This window comes from Streptomyces sp. WMMB303, assembly GCF_029351045.1.
GTDB lineage: Bacteria > Actinomycetota > Actinomycetes > Streptomycetales > Streptomycetaceae > Streptomyces.
In genome coordinates this window covers 4,039,345-4,056,820 of the sequence record NZ_JARKIN010000001.1, presented here as the reverse complement: position 1 = coordinate 4,056,820, position 17,476 = coordinate 4,039,345, and the positions used below count along the sequence as shown (strand labels likewise).

At 74.6% G+C, this 17,476-nt stretch carries 16 protein-coding genes; 5 read left to right on the top strand and 11 right to left on the bottom strand.

The window, feature by feature from the left end:
- Positions 1-36: 36 nt before the first annotated feature.
- Complete coding sequence (locus P2424_RS18070) at positions 37-1,428, bottom strand: NADP-dependent succinic semialdehyde dehydrogenase (RefSeq protein WP_276476778.1); 1,392 nt, start codon at positions 1,426-1,428, stop codon at positions 37-39.
- 47 nt (positions 1,429-1,475) lie between these two features.
- Positions 1,476-1,670: a hypothetical protein gene (locus tag P2424_RS18065; RefSeq protein ID WP_276476777.1), complete on the bottom strand. Its 195-nt coding sequence runs from the start codon at positions 1,668-1,670 to the stop codon at positions 1,476-1,478.
- 691 nt (positions 1,671-2,361) lie between these two features.
- Here P2424_RS18065 and gdhA point away from each other — a divergent pair.
- A complete protein-coding gene (gdhA, locus tag P2424_RS18060; protein WP_276479013.1) occupies positions 2,362-3,714 on the top strand; it encodes an NADP-specific glutamate dehydrogenase in 1,353 nt (450 codons plus the stop codon).
- 117 nt (positions 3,715-3,831) lie between these two features.
- Here the strand turns inward: gdhA and P2424_RS18055 are convergent, their stop codons facing one another.
- From P2424_RS18055 to P2424_RS18030, 6 genes are all read right to left on the bottom strand, one after another.
- Positions 3,832-5,214 (bottom strand): glutamate-cysteine ligase family protein, encoded by a 1,383-nt coding sequence (locus tag P2424_RS18055; RefSeq protein WP_276476776.1) that lies wholly within the window; start codon positions 5,212-5,214, stop codon positions 3,832-3,834.
- 177 nt (positions 5,215-5,391) lie between these two features.
- Entirely contained in the window at positions 5,392-5,952 is a 561-nt protein-coding gene (locus tag P2424_RS18050) for a hypothetical protein (protein WP_276476775.1), read from the bottom strand.
- A gap of 86 nt (positions 5,953-6,038) precedes the next feature.
- Positions 6,039-6,935 (bottom strand): ferredoxin, encoded by an 897-nt coding sequence (locus P2424_RS18045; protein ID WP_276476774.1) that lies wholly within the window; start codon positions 6,933-6,935, stop codon positions 6,039-6,041.
- Positions 6,936-7,348: 413 nt separating this feature from the next.
- Positions 7,349-8,098: an MIP/aquaporin family protein gene (locus P2424_RS18040; protein WP_276476773.1), complete on the bottom strand. Its 750-nt coding sequence runs from the start codon at positions 8,096-8,098 to the stop codon at positions 7,349-7,351.
- A 266-nt stretch (positions 8,099-8,364) separates the two neighbouring features.
- Positions 8,365-9,126, bottom strand: coding sequence for a class I SAM-dependent methyltransferase (locus tag P2424_RS18035; RefSeq protein ID WP_276476772.1), 762 nt, complete (start codon positions 9,124-9,126; stop codon positions 8,365-8,367).
- A gap of 194 nt (positions 9,127-9,320) precedes the next feature.
- A complete protein-coding gene (locus tag P2424_RS18030; RefSeq protein ID WP_276476771.1) occupies positions 9,321-10,361 on the bottom strand; it encodes an NUDIX hydrolase in 1,041 nt (346 codons plus the stop codon).
- Between the two features lie 243 nt (positions 10,362-10,604).
- On the opposite strand from P2424_RS18030, the gene P2424_RS18025 reads away from it, so the two are divergent.
- The 4 genes from P2424_RS18025 (at position 10,605) to P2424_RS18010 (ending at position 13,508) form a co-directional block, all read left to right on the top strand.
- The gene (locus P2424_RS18025; protein WP_276476770.1) at positions 10,605-11,135 is read left to right on the top strand and encodes a hypothetical protein; all 531 of its coding nucleotides are present in this window, start codon (positions 10,605-10,607) and stop codon (positions 11,133-11,135) included.
- 118 nt (positions 11,136-11,253) lie between these two features.
- Positions 11,254-11,871 carry a DNA polymerase ligase N-terminal domain-containing protein gene (locus tag P2424_RS18020; RefSeq protein ID WP_276476769.1) on the top strand — a complete coding sequence of 206 codons (618 nt, stop codon included), beginning with the start codon at positions 11,254-11,256 and terminating at the stop codon, positions 11,869-11,871.
- Between the two features lie 141 nt (positions 11,872-12,012).
- Entirely contained in the window at positions 12,013-12,627 is a 615-nt protein-coding gene (locus P2424_RS18015; RefSeq protein ID WP_276476768.1) for a DUF5709 domain-containing protein, read from the top strand.
- A 263-nt stretch (positions 12,628-12,890) separates the two neighbouring features.
- Positions 12,891-13,508: a response regulator transcription factor gene (locus P2424_RS18010; RefSeq protein ID WP_276476767.1), complete on the top strand. Its 618-nt coding sequence runs from the start codon at positions 12,891-12,893 to the stop codon at positions 13,506-13,508.
- An 80-nt stretch (positions 13,509-13,588) separates the two neighbouring features.
- Here P2424_RS18010 and P2424_RS18005 read toward each other — a convergent pair whose 3' ends face one another.
- From P2424_RS18005 to P2424_RS17995, 3 genes are read right to left on the bottom strand one after another with little or no spacing between them, the layout of a single operon-like run.
- Positions 13,589-15,508: an ABC transporter ATP-binding protein gene (locus tag P2424_RS18005; RefSeq protein WP_346660101.1), complete on the bottom strand. Its 1,920-nt coding sequence runs from the start codon at positions 15,506-15,508 to the stop codon at positions 13,589-13,591.
- Positions 15,501-17,330, bottom strand: coding sequence for an ABC transporter ATP-binding protein (locus P2424_RS18000; RefSeq protein ID WP_276476766.1), 1,830 nt, complete (start codon positions 17,328-17,330; stop codon positions 15,501-15,503). Before P2424_RS18000 ends, P2424_RS18005 begins: the two co-directional genes overlap by 8 nt.
- A gap of 4 nt (positions 17,331-17,334) precedes the next feature.
- Positions 17,335-17,457 carry a SapB/AmfS family lanthipeptide gene (locus P2424_RS17995; protein ID WP_019359195.1) on the bottom strand — a complete coding sequence of 41 codons (123 nt, stop codon included), beginning with the start codon at positions 17,455-17,457 and terminating at the stop codon, positions 17,335-17,337.
- Positions 17,458-17,476: the final 19 nt, after the last annotated feature.

Genomic DNA, 17,476 nt, shown 5'->3' with positions numbered 1-17,476 from the left:
CCGTCCGCGGCCCCTGCCACGGCGGCCCGCTCCGGGTCAGGGACCGCGCCAGACGGTCGTCGCGTTGCAGAACTCGCGGATCCCGTGCCCGGCCAGCTCCCGGCCGTAGCCGGAGCGCTTCACACCGCCGAACGGCAGTGCCGGATGTGAGGCGGTCATCCCGTTGAAGAAGACCCCACCCGCCTCCAGGTCCTGGACGAAGCGGTCCGCTTCGCACTCGTCCTGCGTCCACACATTCGAGCTGAGGCCGAACGGTGTGTCGTTGGCGAGCGTCACCGCCTCCTCCACGTCCGCCACCCGGTAGAGGGTCGCCACCGGACCGAACGTCTCCTCGCGGTGGATGCGCATCTGCGCGGTGACGCCGGTGAGTACGGTCGGTTCGTAGTAGAAGCCCTGCTCCAGCCCTTGCGGCCGGCGGCCCCCGCACAGTGCCTGCGCCCCCTGCGCGAGCGCGTCGGTGACCAGCTCCTCCAGGTCCTCGCGGCCCTGGGCGCCGGAGAGCGGGCCGACATCCGTGCCCGGCTCCATGGGGTCGCCCACGGTCAGTCCCAGCATGCCCGACGTGAACCGCTCCGCGAACGCGTCGAACACATCGGTGTGGACGAGGAAGCGCTTGGCGGCGATGCACGACTGCCCGTTGTTCTGCGCCCGCGCGGTCACCGCGGTGCGCGCGGCGGCCTCGATGTCGGCCGACGGCAGCACGATGAAGGGGTCGCTGCCCCCGAGTTCGAGGACGGTCTTCTTGATCTCGTCGCCCGCCACCGAGGCGACCGCACGCCCCGCGCCCTCGCTGCCCGTCAGCGTCGCGGCGACCACCCGCGGGTCGCGCAGTACCGCCTCGACGGTGCCGGAGGAGATCAGCAGGGTCTGGAAGCAGCCCCGCGCGAAGCCCGCCCGGTGGAAGAGGTCGCCCAGGTAGAGCGCGGTCTGCGGGACGTTCGAGGCGTGCTTGAGCAGCCCGACGTTGCCCGCCATCAGGGCGGGTGCCGCGAACCTGACGACCTGCCAGAGGGGGAAGTTCCACGGCATGACGGCCAGTACCGGCCCCAGCGGCCGGTAGCGCACCTCGGCCCGCACCGCGCCGGAGTCGGCCACGTCCTCAGGGGCCGGGTACTCGGGAGCCAGCAGCTCCTCGGCGTTCCGTGCGTACCAGCGCATCGCCTTGACGCACTTGGCGGCCTCCGCCCGGGCGGCGACCAGCGGCTTGCCCATCTCCGTCGTCATGACGCGAGCGACGCCGTCCGCCTCCCGCTCCAGCAGGTCCGCGGCCGCGTTCAGCAGCCGGGTCCGCTCCTCGAAGGTGGTGAGGCGGTAGCCGCGGAAGGCGGCGTCCGCGTCCGCGAGACGCTGCTCCACCTCCTCGGCGGAGAGCGGCTCGAACGTCTCGACGGTCGAGCCGTCGGCGGGGTTCACCGTGGCGATGGGCATGGCCACCTCTCAGCCGTGGGCCCGGCGTGGACCGGGCGGCGGGATCCTCAGGGCTCCGTCGCAGGAGGCACGTCCTCGGGGTCGTAGTCGTCGACCCCGGCCTCGACCCGTTCCTGTTCCGTGCGCCGGGCCAGCGCCTCGTCGTCCGGCTTCTCCGGCATTCCGCCGTGCGTCCGGCGCTCCTCCGGCCCGCGGATCTGATCGGGCTCGCTGCCTTCCTGGTCCGGTCGGCGCTTGGACATCTGATGCTCCTCGCCTCGAGCAGGTGTATTCAGCGCATCCCCACTCCAGGGAACACCCTTCCGACGGGTCGCACCAAGCGGGGCCGTACGGTGCGCTCCCGGTGCCGGACCGACCACGCTGAGTGGCCGGTGGTGGCCGCCGACAGGGCGCGCGGATGCCACTGCGCGGCGTGCCGGGCGCCGCTCCGGATCCGGTGTCCGCACCTCTGCGGAGTGTTGCTACGGCCCCCGCGCAACCCGGGCGGACGCCGGTCCTCCGCGACGGCCCGGCCGTGTCCGGCGGACCTCGACGATCCGGGGACGTCCCCTACCGCCGCTGCGGTACCGCCGGAACGGGCCGTACCGGACACGTCCGCCGCCGCCTCCGGTACGGCCGTCTCCCCGCCGGCCGGGAGGTCCGTCCGAAAGCGCGCCCCGCCAGGGCTCCCACCCGCCCGCGACCCGGGCGGCCACCCGGCATCCGCCCCCGCGGCCGGGCAGCCCGCGCGCGATCGACGCCGCACGTACGCGAGTTCGAGCGAGGTTGTGGGGGCCGCACTGCGGCCCGCCCCGGGCGTACCCGGGGCAGCCCGGAGCGCCCGGCTGCTCGCGAGAGTGTTTCTCGCCACTCGCGAGCCTGACTCGTGGCAGCCGAACGTACCCTCGTGACCAGCCTGCCCCGGAGGGCCGGGCGGCCGTGCGAGCGACGAGGATGATGTCCGTGGATGCCAGCAGCCGTGTCGAAGCGGTGTACGCCGAGGTTCTGCGCCGGAACCCCGGAGAGCCCGAGTTCCACCAGGCCGTGCGGGAGGTGCTGCACAGCCTGGAGCCGGTGCTGCGCAAGTGCCCCCAGTATGCGGAAGCGAAGCTGGTGGAGCGGTTGGTGGAGCCTGAGCGGCAGGTCATCTTCCGGGTGCCGTGGACGGACGACGCGGGCGAGGTGCACGTCAACCGGGGCTACCGGGTTCAGTTCAGCAGCGCGCTGGGTCCGTACAAGGGCGGACTGCGCTTCGTGCCGCAGCTGTCCCTGGGCACCGTGAAGTTCCTCGCCTTCGAGCAGATCTTCAAGAACGCGCTGACCGGGCTGGGCATCGGCGCGGGCAAGGGTGGCGCCGACTTCGATCCCAAGGGGCGCAGCGACGCCGAGGTCATGCGCTTCTGCCAGTCCTTCATGACGGAGCTGCACCGGCACCTCGGTGAGCACACCGACGTGCCCGCGGGCGACATCAACGTCGGCGCCCGCGAAATCGGCTACCTGTTCGGCCAGTACAAGCGGCTGGCCAACCGCTACGAGGCGGGGGTGCTCACCGGCAAGGGCATCGGCTGGGGCGGCTCCTACGCCCGCACGGAAGCCACCGGATACGGCACCGTCCACTTCGTCCAGGAGATGCTCGGCACCCGCGGCGAGGAGCTGGACGGCCTCCGGGTCGTCCTCTCCGGCTCCGGCAACGTCTCCCTCTTCGCCGTCGAGAAGGCCCAGGCCCTCGGTGCGCAGGTCGTGGCCTGCTCCGACTCCTCCGGCTACGTGGTGGACGAGGCGGGACTCGACCTCGACCTGCTCAAGGAGATCAAGCTGGAGCGCCGCGGCCGGCTGGACACCTACGCCGAGGCACGCGCCGGGGCCCGGTTCAGCAGCCGCGGCTCGGTCTACGACGTGCCCTGCGATGTCGCCCTGCCGTGCGCCACGCAGAACGAACTCCGCGAGGAGCACGCGGTCGCCCTCGTCAAGAACGGGGTCAAGGTCGTCGCCGAGGGCGCCAACATGCCCTGTACCCCCGACGCGGTCGCGGTCCTGCGCGAGGCGGGTGTCCGGTACGGCCCGGGCAAGGCCGCCAACGCGGGCGGCGTGGCCACCTCCGCGTTGGAGATGCGGCAGAACGCCGCCCGCGAGTCCTGGACGTTCCCGGAGGCCGAGTCGCGGCTCGCCGTGGTGATGCGGGGGATCCACGCCGACTGCGTCACCGCGGCGGAGGAGTTCGGCGCCCCCGACGACTACATGCTGGGCGCCAACGCTGCGGGGTTCCTCCGCGTCGCCGAGGCGATGCGCGATCAAGGCGTGGTGTAGCGGCCGACCGCGGACCGGCCTGGCCCGGACCGGTCCGCGGGCTTGCACCCGGGTTCCGCGGCCGCCGGCCTTCGCGGCGCCGCGCTCCGGAACGGCGCCCGCTCCTGCGGGGCCGACTCACCCGGGGATGCGGTGCCGCGCGATGTGGCGTGCCGGGAACGTGGCCGGATCCTCGCGCAGCCTGTCGAGAGTGCGCTGCGCGAACGTGACACCGGAGGCGGCCACCTCCTGCAGCGGGGTCAGGAACTCCAGGGCTTCGGGACGCTCGGCGCCCTCGTCGATCCGCGCCCGCAGGCCGGCCTCGCTCAGCCGCAGCAACGCGGCCGCCATCTCCCGTACCGGGCGGCCGGCCAACTGGGCGGCCGGTCCGCGGCGGGCGATGTCGCGGACCGCCGCGCGGTGCTCGGCCGCGCCGATCCCGCGCAGCAGTTCCCAGGCCGCGGCCCGGGACGGCGGGTGATAGCACAACCCGGTCCAGAACGCGGGTGCCGCGCAGAGCGCCCCGTAGGGTGGCCCGTCCACCGCGCGCAGCTCCAGAGTCTCGCGCAGGCGTACGTCCGAGAAGATCTGCGACAGATGGGCCCGCCAGTCCTCGGGCCCCGGCCGGCTGCCGTCTCCGAAGCCCTCCCGCAGCAGCGTGCCGAACGGCTCCGGCGGCGCGGCGCACCGGCCACCTTCCGGTGCCTCCCGGTGGATCATCGGAAGGCCCAGTGCCCAGTCGATGAATGCCTCCACGTCCACGTCCTCGCGCAGCAGCGTCGGCACGACCCCGGTGCGTGCCGGATCGGTCCGGCTGAGGTAGTCCATGCGCCGCGACAGCCACCCGCACGGACGGCCCCCCTCCAACGGCGCGTTGACGAACAGGGCCGCCGCAGGAGTGGAGGCCGCCGACAGCACCCGCAGCTTCTCCGCCAGATCCGCGGGCCCGCCGTAGTCGAGCGACACCTGCGTCGAGAGGGCCAGCGACATCACCTGCACCCCGGCGGAACCGGGCGGGCCCAGCCCCTCGAAGTGGCGCCGCATCACCGGGGTACGCGAGTGCGGCACCCAGGGCACCTCGCCGGGCGCGGTGAACGGGTACTGCGCCCCGGGCACCAGCGCGAAGCCGAACCGTCCGGCCGCCGCGCCCAGTTCGCGCAGGGCCCGGTCCGTCACCTCGGCGAGCTCGGCGACGCAGGAGCACGGCGGGGAGGAGTACTCGACCGCGCCTCCGTGCTCCAGCGAGACCGAGCCGCCCTCCGGCAGCCGCACCCCCACCAGCGCCGTGCGGTCGTACTGCGGCACTGCCCCGGGCCGTTCGGCGGCGAGCCGCTCCAGCAGGGCCCGCACCCCACCCGGTCCGGCGTACGGCACCGCGCGGCCGGTGACGGGGTCCAGCGCCGCGGCCTCCACCTCCATCCCGACCAGGCCGCGGCCGGCCGCGCCCACTCCGGTGTCCTGCGCGAAGACCGCCCGCAGCTCCGCTCGGGAGAGGGACGGCGGGGCGGGGGCGGGAGTCATGGCGCACCTCGAAGCGGCTCGTTCCGAATCGGTCCGGGACGCAGGAAACGCAACCATCCCGCCGTCCAGAGCACCGGGTACCCCGGCGTACGGCCGTAGCAGGTGACCCCTTCGGCCCACGTTCGAGCACCGCCGGTACCGGTGCCGCCCGCGGCCCCGCCCGGCGTCCGCCCGCCCTCACAACAGCCAGGCGCCCGCCGTGACCGCGCCGATCGCCGCGCCGGCGGCCGTCTGCGCCACCGTGTGGTACTCCAGCGCGATCCGGGACCAGCACACCGCCACCACCAGCGGGCAGGCCAGCAGCCACCAGGGCGAGTGCACCACGGCCGCCATCGCCACCACCGACGCGGCCACCGCCGAGTCCACGCTGATCTTCCACGTGGTGTTCACGGTCAGCAGGCACACCGTCATCGCCCACAGCGCCACCATCGCGACCAGAATGTCGCGGGGGGCACGCCCAAGGACCATCACCAGCGCGCCCACCCCCACGGAGCCGAGGATCACCACGAAGATCGGCAGCCGCTGGGTGCGGTCCACCACGTGCCGGTCGCCCCAGGTACCCCGTTTGCGCTCCCACTCGATGTAGGAGGCCGGGACGAGGCCCGCGCACACCGCCGCGAACAGCCCCCAGGGCGCGCCCGTCCAGTCCCCCGCAGCGGCCACCCCCAGCCCGGTCAGTCCCACCAGCAGCGCGTTGCGGGGCTGCAGGACATCGGTGACCAGACGTGCGGCTCGCACAGCGGGGCTCCTCGGGGGCGGGGGTGCCGCGGGCGGCGCGGCGGGCGCCACCACCGTAGCGGGGCGCCCGGACAGTGGGCCGGGCGCTACCACCGCAGGGCGGTGAAGTCGACGGGCCGCGGCCGCAGCGTGGCGGCGCGCTCCGCCAACCGTCGCAGGCGCTGCCCCATCTCCTCCGGTGGCAGCCGCTTGCGCCCGCCGTGTCCGGGCAGCAGCCACGTGAAGCGCAGCTCGCCCGCCACCGCGGCCAGCGAGGCGGCGAGTTCCTCGATGGAGTACCAGGTGACACTCTGCGCGACCTCCAGGTCCTCCAGGGTCCGCGCCCAGTAGAAGCTGTCCCCGCTGAAGCAGTAGTGCTCGTCGGCGAGATACAGGACGCTGCCGCGGGTGTGGCCCGGCAGCGGGACGGCGACGACGCCCTCGCCGACCTCGAAGTGCGCCCGGCCGCGCAGCACCCGGTCGGCGTCCGGGGCCGCCTCCAGGTCGCCTTCGTGTATCCACAGACGGGCAGCCAGCCGGTCGGCCCAGCGCCGGCCGTGCGCCGCATGGTCCCGGTGGGTGAGCAGCACGTCCGTGATACGGCGGTCCGCCGTCCAGCGGCGGGCGAGTGGCTCGCTGAAGCGCGGGGTGTCGACCATCATCCAGTTCCCCGAGGGGCGCCGCAGCAGGTAGGAGTTGGCGCCCGCGGTGCGGGGCGAGTTGTGTCCGCACAGCAGCACGTTCTCGTCGAGCGGCAGTGGGAACGGGTCGGGTGCGGCCGGATCGAACCGGCCGCCCGGCGGGCGGATCGACCGGGTGTGACAGGCCAGCGCGGCGGCCCGCAGCTGTGCGGTCTCGTCCGGGTTCCGCGGCTGCCGGACGATCTCGGAGCGGCCCCGTGCGGCGCGGACGAGTCCGGGGGCGAGCTGGCGGGCCACGTCGCAGTCGGTGCAGCGCTCGTCGACGTACCAGCCGGCGGGGCCGGCTTCGGCGGTGGTCTCCATGGGAACTCCCTCCTGGAGGCGCGCGCGCCGGGTGCGGCGCGCCGGGCGTGCCGCGGTTCCCGGCACGTCTCCTCCAGCACAACCCGGGAACGGACGGGTGCGAAAGGGCGCACCTTCCGCCTCCCGCCCGTGTGCGGCGGTTTCGCGCCGCTGACCGCGCCCGGCGGTGCGCTCAGCGCCGGGACATGCGGTCCGCCTTGGGCGGCCCGAGCGGTTCACACGGACGGACAGGTCCGGGTGGCGGGCTTCCGCCCGCCACCCGGACCGATCAAAGCGCCCGCACCGCTCCCTGCCGGGCCGCAGCGCCCGGGTGCCACCCGGAGGAGTGGCACACCGGGCGTGGCGCGCGTATCAGCGGGGCCGCCCCCGGTACGGTCCGGGCCGAGGCTCCTGCCACGGCACCGTGTTGGGCCCTACGCCGGATAGGCCAGGTAGAGAAGGGCTGCCAGGACGGCACCGAGGAGCGGACCGACGACGGGGACCCAGGAGTAGGCCCAGTCGGCCTTGCCTTTGCCCTTTATGGGCAGCACGAACGCGTAGGCGAGCCGCGGACCCAGGTCGCGGGCCGGGTTGATGGCGTAGCCGGTCGGCCCGCCGAGCGAGGTGCCGATCACCAGCACGACGAAGGCGACGCCGGCGTACCCGAGGGCGGAGTTGCCGAAGTCGGGTATGCCTCCCTCACCCGAGCCGGGCTTGAAGGTCGGGGAGAAGAGGATGAAGGCGATCAGGACGAAGGTGCCCAGGACCTCGGTGACGACGTTCCAGAAGCTGTTGCGGATGGTCGGCGCCGTGGAGAACACGCCGAGCGTGCCCGCCGGATCGTCGTGGTGGTCGAACTGCAGCTTGTAGGTGGCCCAGCACAGTACCGCGCCGATGACACCGCCCAGCAGCTGCGCCAGCATGTACACGGGCACATCCGACCAGTCGGTCTTGTCGGCGACGGCGAGGGCGAGTGTGACGGCGGGGTTGAGATGCGCGCCACTGGGCGCCGCGACGCTGGCGCCGGTGAAGACCGCGAACCCCCAGCCGATGTTGATGAACAGTATGCCCCCGCCGTTTCCGTTCGTTCTCCGCAGCGCGTGGTTGGCGACAACCCCGGTGCCCAGCATGACCAGTACTGCGGTCCCCAGCAGCTCCCACAAGAAGATCGAGCCCGCGCTCATCCGCTACCTCCACAACGTCGCGGCTCAACACGCCGCGCTGTCGGCGGCGATGGGCGCGCACCCTACTGGCACAACAGTGCGATGCTCCAGGGCGGCGACGGAGAATTCCCTGCGGAGACGCGGCTTTCCCGCGCCGGGGCCGGGCGGGGCGGAGGTCTCCGGCCGTGATCGCACCCCTCGCCGGGCGCGTCGCCGGGGACTGGACGTCGTTCCGGGGCGCCGGGATTCGGACGGAGCGCCGTGAAGCGGGCGCCCTTCCGACCGGGTCAGTCGCGGCGCGCCACCAGCAGGTCGACCACGTAGACCTCCTCCACCTGCTCGTCCGGGAAGAGCGCGCGCAGCCGGGTGCGTTCGGCGTCCAGGAAGTCGCGGGTGGCCTGCTCGGGCATGACCAGGAACCCCGAGTGGCTGGCCAGATTTCCCAGATGGAGGTCGAGCGGGACGGTGCGGCTCCACCGGGTGTGGCGGTGGGACAGCCGGAGCCCGTCGAGGCCGGCCCTGCGGAGCGCGCCGAGGTCACCGACCTGGTTCAGGGGCGGGGAGGAGACGCCCGTGTGGCGGGTGATGCGCTCCGCCTGCGCACCGATCCACGGCACGTCGTGCGCGGTGAGGTTCCACCAGACGGCGAGCGATCCGCCCGGCCGCAGCACGCGCATCGCCTCGGGGACCGCCCGGTGCGGCTCCGCCCAGTGCCATGCCTGCGCGTAGGTGACCAGGTCGCGGGACCCGTCCGCGAGGGGCAGCGCGTTGGCGTCCCCGCGCACCAGCGGTATGTCCGGCAGGCTCTTGCGGAACCACGCTGCCATGCCCTCGCCGGGCTCCACCGCCACCACGTCGGCACCGCGTTGCACGAGCTGCGTGGCGGAGATGCCGGTGCCGGCCCCGACATCGGCGATCCGGGCTCCCGCCAGGGGTATCCCCGAGAGCTCCTCGACCAGCTCGAACAGCGCGGGTGGGTAGAACGGCCGGAAAGCGGCGTAGCGGTCGGGCGCCGTGTTGAACGACATCGCTCGGGTCAAAGAGGTCACCGACGCATCCTGCCCGTCCCTGTTCCGCCTCATACCGGGTTCCGCGCGGGGCGTGCGATACCACCGCAGCGTGCGGCCTCGGCGCGCAGGGGTTCCGCAGTGGCCCGGCCCGACCGTGGCCGGCCCCGGGGCCCGCACGCCGGTCCGGGTGCCCGGCGCCGGACGGCGGCGTGCGCGGTGGGCCGCCGACGTGCTCACCGCTGCGGCGGCAGCCCCCGCGTGCGGTCCGGCGCGCCGCGGGTCCGGCCGGGCGCGGTGCTCAACAGGCGGGCCTCGTGCGGGGGGAGAAACCGGGCGGCGTCGTCGGGGGTGAGCCAGTGGCCGACGGTGCGGTGAAGTGGGACGAGCGTATGGGCTTCGAACAGGTGGGCCAGCAGGGTGCGGCCGCCTGAGGGGCACAGGGTGCTGTCGACGGCCAGCAGCCGCCCCACGGTGAGTCCCGCCGCATCGCCCAGATGGGTGTTCAGGGCCCGCGCCGCGCTTGCAGCGGGGGTTTCCGTCGCCGTCACCAGGGCCCCGGGCAGTCGGCAGGGGGCGCCCCCGCCCCAGGCGTCCCCCGCTTCCTCGGCGTCGAGCACGAGAATCCGGCCCGCAGCATCCGTGACCAGGGCCGCGGCGGCCACCGCCGGTCCGGGCAGCAGGGCGCGGCGGTCTCCTTCGCCGAGGGGGGCCGGGTGGCCGTCCAGCAGATGCGCCGTGTGAGCGCCGTGCTCGGCGGCGAGGGCGGCGGCCGTGCGGCGCCGCAACCGCTCGGGCAGCCTCGCCAGGGCCTCGTTCGGGGGAAGGAACGCGGCCGCCCGCAACTCGTCCCGCTGCAGTCGCAGGTCGTGCACGCTCACCGGGTGCGGCAGGTGGACGGCGTACACGCAGGCGGTGAGCGCCCTGCCGTAGACCGCGGCGGGCACGTTGTCGACGGCGAGCAGCCGGCCGACGCGCAGTGCGGGGGGCTGCAGTTCCTCCCGGAGTTCCCGTACCAGGCCGTCGACCAGGCCCTCGTCGTCGACCATGCCGCCGGGCAGATCCCAGTCCGCCTTGTAGACCGGGTCGACCACCAGGAGGTCGCCGCGTTCGTCGCGGATCACCGCGTCCACGGCCGCGGCCGGGGCCGGGTGCGCGGCGAGGTAGGCGGCCAGCTCGTCCTGGGGGAGGGATCCCGCCGCGGCGGTGGGTGCCCCGAGGGCCGGGGCGGACGCGGGTGCGCTGGTGGTGGCAGGCGTACGGGGTGTCGACGTCATGCGGCCCTCCTCGTGTCCGGTGGCGGAGGCGGGCCGGAACGGTGCCCGGGCCTCCTGTGAAGTCAACTGACCCGCCGCGGAATTGGGTACGCCGCTCGTTCGGCTCAGCCGCGGTGCCGCCAATCGGGTCTCCGGGCTGCTGAACGGATAAAAGGTGCATATGGTGGCCATTCGGCAGAGGCGGTCGACGAGGCGCCCCGGGCCGCACCGCACCGGTACCGGACGACGAGGGGAAGCGCGACGGTGAGCGAACAACTGAGCGGCGAGCTGGGCGGGAGCGGGGCCGCGGCACCCGGCACGGTCACCCGCGCCCACGTGCGGGTGCGGCAGGGCCCCGGCAGCGTGCGCGAAGCCGCGCCGCGGCCCGTGCACCCCGTCGTGCGGATCTTCGAGGACGCCGCGCGGGCCGTGCCCGGCTATCCGCTCGCCCCGCTGGTGACCGACGAGTTCTGCGTACTGATCGGCCCGGGCAACGCCTCCACCATGATCGCCGTCTACTTCGACGACGTGGCCACGCTCTGGGTGGACCAGTACATGTGGAGCGAGTACGAGTGGTCCGACCTGGACATGGGCGAGCTGGGCTTCCTGGCCGAGGCCGTGGCGGCCGTGCAGCGCGGGGACGGCGCCGTGCATTTCCGGGAGGACGACGGCCGCCTCGTCCACCTCGGCGGTCGGGTGGGCAACCACGTCATCGGCCCCGGCGGCGTCCATCCGCCGCCGCTCACCCTGCCCCTCATCCCGTGGGCGACCCAGCTCGGTCCCGCACCGCGCTGACCGGTTCCGGCTGCGGCCCCGCACCCGCCGCGCCACAGTGGAACCCAGGGCGTCGCGCGCCCCGCTCCGCGGTGGAAGCGGAGCACGGCGGGCACCGGCACGGATTCGAGGACCAGGCATGAGTGGCGAGGACGACGCGCTGCGGACCTACCGCGGCAAGCGGCGCTTCGACCGGACGGCGGAGCCGGCGGGCGGGCCGTCGGAGAGCGGCGGTCGGCCGCGCTACGTGGTGCAGATCCACGACGCGACCCGGCTGCACTTCGACTTCCGGCTGGAGTGGGACGGCGTACTCAAGTCCTGGTCGGTGCCCAAGGGCCCCTCCACGGATCCGCACGACAAACGGCTGGCCATGCCCACCGAGGACCATCCGCTGGAGTACCGCACCTTCGAGGGCGTCATCCCGGCGGGAGAGTACGGTGCCGGGCCGGTCCTGGTCTGGGACGAGGGCACCTACGAGCCGCTCTCCAGTGACTTCGGCAAGGCGCTGGAGAAGGGGCACATCTCCTTCCGCACGCACGACGGCAAGCTGCGGGGCGACTGGGCCCTCTCCCGCTTCCGCGGCGGGGAGGACGGCGAGCGCGAGGCGTGGCTGCTGGTCAAGAAGAACGACCGGCACGCCTCCGCGCGCGGTACGCCCGACCCGTGGCGCGTCCGCTCGGCCCGCAGCGACCGCACCCTCAAGCAGGTCGCCCGGGAAGCGACCGAGGAGTGGACCCGGGAGGACGGCCGGTCGTGAGCGGTCCACCGGCCGCGCTTCCCGAGCAGCGGCGCGGCCTGCTGCGCTCTGGCTCTGCTCCGGCGCGTCCTGGGCACGGCCCCGCGTAGCCGCGGTGCCCCGGGGGTACCCGCCGTGGGTCCCCCACGAGAGGAGGCCGCCATGACGGGAGACGGCAGGGACATTCCCGCGGAGGAGGACGTCACCATCGAGGACGCCGCCGAGTTGCGGCCCGGTCCCGTGGCGGGCCGGGAGCCGGGTGAGCGCCTGGAGCGCGGCCACTGGCAACCGCCCGTGGAGTCCGATCCTCCGCCGCGCGTCGCCGGGGACGAGGGCGGCGGGTTCGACACCTCGTTCCTGACCCCGCAGGCCGAGGCCGAGCAGGAGCACGCGGGCCCCGCCGACCCGGGCGCCGAACCCGAGGACGAGGGCATCCCCGACCTGCAGGACGGAGCGCCGATGCAGCAGCGGTCCAGCGACCCGCAGCAGGAGGCGGTACCCGGCGACACTCCGACCGCCGTGACGCGCGCCGCTCCCACTCCGGCGGAGATGCGTGCGGGCGAGTCGCTGGACGAGCGGCTCGCGGAGGAAGAGCCCGAGGAGTCCGAGGGGAAAGTGGTCTCCGGTCCGCCCGACGATCTCGCGGGAGCGCTCCGCGCCGACCTCGAGGCGGCGCCGCCCCGCCGCCAGGACGTCTATGGCCGGGAGGAGGGGGAGAGCGAGGGGCTCTCTCCCGAGGAGCGCGCTCTGCGGGCGGTGGACGAGGACGAGATGTGAGCCGGGGGAGAAGCGGCTCCCCCCGGGGGGAGCGGACGGAGACGGCACCCGGGGTGGGCACGCGGCAGGAGACGGAGGGGGAGGGGGCGTACGGCCTGCGTCCGCGCGCTGAACGCACCCCTTAACGCGCCCCCATAACACATCGCACACGTTTGATCTCAAGGTGTGGCCAAAACTGTGTGCCTCTTCGCTCCTATGAGCTTGTATGTATGGAGTTGCGCCTGTCATCCGTGAGGCGATCCGGCATCTAGGGGGGACCAAGAGTGATCCGGGTACTGCTGGTGCACGATGTCCGCATACTCCGCTGCGCGTTGGCCGCTCTGGTCGGCCGGGAGCCCGACATGGCCATCGAGGCCGCACCCGCCAAGGACGCGATGCGGCTGGCGCGGACGCTGACCGCCGACGTGTGCGTCGTGGACGCCGATGTGACCAAGCGGTCGCCGCTGGACGAGCTGGCGGGGTACTCCCGGACCGGAGCCGCACGGACCGCCGACGCGACCCAGCGGCTGCTGGTGCTGGTGAGCCAGCACTGCCCTGGAGCCCTGCGGCGCGCGCTGGACGTGGGAGCGCGCGGATTCGTGTGCAAGGACGCGCTGCCCGAGCAACTGGTGACCGGCATACGAAGAGTCGCCGCCGGCGAGCGCTTCGTCGACAACGCGCTCGCCGGCACCTTCTTACGCGCCTCGGAAGCCCCGCTGAGCGAACGGGAACTGACCGTGCTCTCGGCGGCGGCCGAAGGCGCGTCCGTCGGCGAGATCGCCCGGCATCTGGGGCTCTCCACCGGTACCGTTCGCAACTACATGTCCGCCATCACGCGGAAGACGGGCGCACGCAACCGGGTGGACGCCATCCGCATCTCCCAGGGAGCCGGCTGGCTCTGACGGGAGCAGCGGAGCGCGGGGAGCGCCGTCCGCGCCCCGCAGCGGAACGCCGTCCCGGCCGTACCCGAGGGGCCGTGCCGTCACACCCGCGAGGGCGGAGCCCAGCCCGCTGCCAGGTCCCGGTAGAGCCCGGAGCGCTCCAGCAGCTCGGCATGGGTCCCGCAGCAGGTACGCTCGCCGTCCAGCACCAGCACCCGGTCGGCACGGAGGGCCGAGCTGATCCGGTGCGCGATCACCATCAGCGCCCCGCCGCGCCGGATGAAGGCGCGCTCGGCCACCTCCTCGGCAGCGGGGTCCAGATGGCTGCCCGCCTCGTCCAGGACGACCAGCGGGGCCGGCGACAGATAGGAGCGGGCCAGCGCGAGCTGCTGCCGCTCACCCGCCGAGAGCGCCGCCGGGTCCACCGGCCCCTCGATCCCGCCCAACCGCCGCACGAGCGCGTCCGCCCCCACCGCCTCGGCGGCGTCCAGCAGCGCCGGTCCCGGCACGGCAGCGCCGTCCGGCAGCAGGCAGCTCAGGTTTTCCCGCACGCTGCCGGTGAAGACGTAGGACTCCTGGGGGATGAGTACCCGCTGCTCCACCGCTGGGGGCGGCCGGCGGGCCGGCTGCGGAGCCCCCTCCGGCAGCGGCGGCAGGGCCGGTCTGCCGTGCAGCCTGATCTCGCCGCCCGACGGCCGCAGCACTCCGGCCACCAGCAGGGCCAGCGTGGACTTTCCCGCACCGCTGGGGCCGACGACCGCCAGCCGCCCGCCCGCGGGGACCGTCAGATCGAGCCCGGCGAGTACCGGCTCGGCCGCCGGGCCGTAGGCGAAGGTGACCCCCCGCAGCTCCAGCGCGGGAGCCGCGCGGCGCGCTCCGCGGGGGGCGGCCGCCGCTCGGGCCCCGGGTACGCCGGGCGTCTGCGGGCCCGCGGCCGGCGGCCCGTCCGGTGCTCCTTCCCGCAGCCGGCCGATCACCACCGCGAAGCGGGCTCCGGCTCCGCCCAGGCCGTGCACCAGGCTCTGCAGCGCGGGCAGCAGCGCCTGGGTGAGGTAGGTGAGCGCCCCGGCCAGCGCCCCGGCGCTCACGCCCTGCCGCAGCAGCCACGGGGTGAGCACCAGCAGCAGCACCACGGGCAGCCGTCCGCCCAGGCCCAGCGCCAGCGCCCGGGCCACTCCCCAGTGCGCGAGCGCGTCGGCGGTCTGTCGCTCCACCGTCACCTTCTCCATCACGGATCGTCGCACCGGCTCCTGGGCCCCGCAGGCGGTCACGTCCCGCAGCGCCCGCACCGTCGTGCCCGCCTCCCGCGCCAGTTCCTCGTCCGCCACCAGGAAGTCCCGCTGCCGGCGGGCGAGCGGACCCAGCGTCCCCGCGAACACCGCGAGCCCGGCCACCAGAGGCGGTACGACGACCAGCAGCAGTACCGGCGCCAGGGCCAGGAGCCCGGAGACCGCGCCGATCACGGTGAACAGGAACGAGCGCGAGACCATCACCAGCCCCGCGAAGCTGTCCCGGGCGATCTCCACCTGGTGCGTCAACCGGGAGACGAGTCCGGTACCCGCGGCGTCGTCCGCGGCCCGCCCCGGAGCCCCGGCGGCGGCCACGGCCTCGTACAGCCCGCGGCCCACCACGCGGCGCACCAGTTCGTCCCGCAGCGGTTCGGCGAGCGCCGCGACCTGCCGGTAGACCCGTGCCGTGCCCCAGGCCCCCACGACCAGCCCGGCGGCGGCGACGCCCAGCCATCCCAGGCCCACGGCCGGGTGGTCCGCCAGGAAGCCGTCGTCCAGGGCCCGTGCGAGGGCGAATCCCAGTGCGAAGGTGTGCGCCGCCTCCAGCACCGACCAGCCTGCCAGCCCCAGCAGCACCCGCGGGCGCCGCAGCAGGAAACGCATCCCGGCCCGTCCGAGTCCGCGCGGCGCCCGGTGCCGGCCTCGCCGGTGCGGTGCCTGCCGGGCCGCGGCCCCGGTGCCGACCGCCTCCACCGGGGCTGCCCCGGGGTGTGCCGCCGCGGGCTCAGTCATCGTCGCTCCCGCTGCCGAAGAGGGACCGGTAGCCGGGCTGTTCCCACAGTTGCCGGTGCGGAGCCAGCGCACGGATCCGGCCACCGTCCAGCCAGGCGGTCAGGTCCGCGCGGGCGGCGGTCGAGGCGCGGTGCGCGACGACCAGCCGGGTCCGTGCCCCGCCGGGGCCGCCCGCGTCCGCCAGCGCCTGGGTCACCTTCCATTCGGTCACCGTGTCCAGGCTGGAGGTGGCGTCGTCCAGCACGAGCACCCGACTGTCCTGGGCGAGCGCGCGGGCCAGCCCCAGCCGCTGGATCTCGCCGCCGGAGAGCGGGGCCTGCGCGCAGGGCGTGTCATAGCCGTGCGGCAGGGTCCGCACGAACCCGTCGGCGCAGGCCGCGCGGGCCGCCGCGCGGACCCGGGCCTCGCGCCCCTCGCATCCGGCGGGGATCCCGGCCGCGAGCGCGTCGCCGACCGTGGAGCCGAAGAGCACCGGGCGTTCGAAGGCGAAGCCGACGACCTGCCGCAGGGCCGCCGGATCCAGCTCGGCCAGGTCGGTACCGTCCAGCAGCACCTGCCCGGCATCCGGTTCGGCGAGCCGTCCGGCCACGGCCGCCAGCAGCGACTTGCCCGCTCCCGACCGGCCGACCACCGCGACCGTGGCGCCGCCGGGCACCTCCAGGTCCACGCCGTGCAGCACCGGCTCACCCGCGTAGGAGGCGCGCACACCGCGCAGTTCCAGCCGTCCGGGTGCGCCGCCCGCGGCGTGCTCCGGGGCCGCCCGATGCCCTGTCGCCATGGCGGGCACCTCCAGGACCTCCGCCAGCCGCCGTGCCGCGGTACGGCCGCGTACCAGCGCGTTGAGCTGCCCGACGAGGGTTCCGACGCCCGCCGCCAGCACCGCGTACCGGGCGGCGGCCACCAGACCGCCCACGCTCAGCGCCCCCTGGCTCAGCAGCAGTCCGCCGACCGCGACCACTGCGACCTGGAGCAGCGGCACCAGCACGGCGGCCTGCGCGGTCGCCCGGCCCTGGACGTGCCACATCCGGTGGCCGTGCGCGGACAGCCGGGCCAGCGGTTCCAGTACCCGGGCCTGTTCACGTTCGCGCAGACCGCCGGCCGCGATGGTGCGGGCTCCGGTCAGTGCCTCCACGAGCCGACCGGCGAGCTGCGCCTGGGCCTCCTGGTAGCGGGTCACGCAGTCGGTCGAGGAGCGGGAGAACGCGCGCAGCAGCAGCACCAGCAGCGGGGTGCCGGCGACGAAGACGGCGGCCAGCCGCAGGTCGAGCACCGCGAGGGCCGCGAGCGCACCCACCGGGGTGACCAGCGCGGCCAGCGCCGAGGCGACGCTGCCGGGCGCCGTGCCCGCGTGGGCGGCGTTTCCGGTGCAGCGGGTGACCAGGTCCCCGTGGCTGAAGCGGCCCGCACGGTGCGGTCCCATCGCGAGCAGATGGCCGGCCAGCCGGGTGCGCAGCCGAGCCGTGGTGCGGGAGGTGAGAGTTCCGGTCAGCACGGTGTCGGCCGCGTCCAACGCCACCGAGACGGCGGTCAGCGCTGCGCAGCAGGCGAGCCAGCGGCCCGCTTCGGCTTCGTCTGCCACCCCGCCGGCCAGCAGCAGATCGAGGGTGCGGCCGAGGGCCGCGGGCAGTGCGAGCGCGGCGAGCGCAGCGCCGGTCGCCGTGGCGAACAGCGCCAGGGTGCGCCACAGGTGCGGCCGTCCCGCGGCGAGCAGCAGCCGGTCCGCGGGAGTGCGGCGGACCGGGCCGGCCGGCGGCCCGGAGACAGGGGAGTGCCCCCGGGCGGGGGCAGAACCCCGCCCGGGAGCACTGGGTGCGTGAGTCACCCGGTCACAGGCACAGAAGCGCGCTGTGGGAGCTGAGCTTGTCGCACAGGAGGAGGCTGGCGCTGCTGTCGTCGCCGCCGCCGGTGCGCTCCTCGGGCTCCATGGTCTGCAGGTCCAGAAGGGCCATGATGTTTCCTTCCCTATCG